An 876-nucleotide genomic window follows, 5' to 3' on the forward strand; every position below is an offset into this window, starting at 1 on the left:
CGCTTGACGGTGCCAGGCGTCGCCAGCACCGAAACCAGCCCTGAGCGCGTGCGTTCCGCCGCCGGCTTGATCGCAGGCACCATGCCGACAAAAGGATGCTCGGGAAATCTGTCGCGCAGCGCGTCGATCACCAACGTCGAGGCGGTGTTGCAGGCGATGACCGAAATGGCCGGCGCAAACCGCTCAAGCAGTTTGCCGAACAATTCAAGGATATGCACCCTCAGCGCCGGCTCTTCCCAGGCGCCATAGGGAAACGCAGCGTCGTCGGCGACATAGATGAAACGGCGGTCGGGCATCAGCACGCGCGCCTCGCGCAGTACGGTGAGCCCGCCGATGCCCGAATCGAACATCAGGATCGGCCGCTCAGTCATTGTCGGTTCCTTTTCCGCCAAGCGGCGGTATGTCATCGTCCTTGCCGGCGCCGGCAAGGCGCGCCGCTTCCGCCTTGCGGGCTCGCGCGGCGGCCGCGGGCAAGCGCCGTGGATCATCGCCAGGGGACCCGTCGCCGCGCGGCATCGCCGGCGAAAACCTGTCGAGCGACGAGATGATGCCGCGCAGCACCTTCAGCTCCGGTTCGGCAAAACCGGCGCGCGTCAGCACCGCACGCAGATTGTCGATCATTTTCGGCTTCTTCGGTGCCGGCCGGAAATAGCCGCGCGCTTCCAGTGCGCCTTCGAGATAGGCGAACAGGCCGTGCAATTCCTCCTTGCTTGCCGGCTTCATGTCCGGGCCGGAAAAATTGGTCTTGGTCTCGTCTTCCAGGCCGGACTTCATCCATTCGTAGGACATCAGAAGCGCGGCCTGGGCGATGTTGAGCGACGAGAAATCGGGATCGACCGGGAACGTGACGATCTCGTCGGCAAGGCCGACCTCGTC

The 876-nt window shown here is 64.5% G+C and carries 1 protein-coding gene and 1 pseudogene; both read right to left on the reverse strand.

From position 1 onward, the window contains the following. A partial coding sequence (locus tag EN994_RS33405; RefSeq protein ID WP_206523581.1) for an aspartate/glutamate racemase family protein occupies positions 1-371 on the reverse strand: 371 nt, incomplete at its 3' end. Then, a pseudogene (locus tag EN994_RS33410) lies at positions 364-876 on the reverse strand (RNA methyltransferase); the annotation flags it as partial. The pseudogene EN994_RS33410 and the gene EN994_RS33405, both read right to left, overlap by 8 nt.

It is taken from the genome of Mesorhizobium sp. M7A.F.Ca.CA.002.09.1.1, assembly GCF_003998555.1.
In the GTDB taxonomy this organism is placed as follows: domain Bacteria; phylum Pseudomonadota; class Alphaproteobacteria; order Rhizobiales; family Rhizobiaceae; genus Mesorhizobium; species Mesorhizobium ciceri.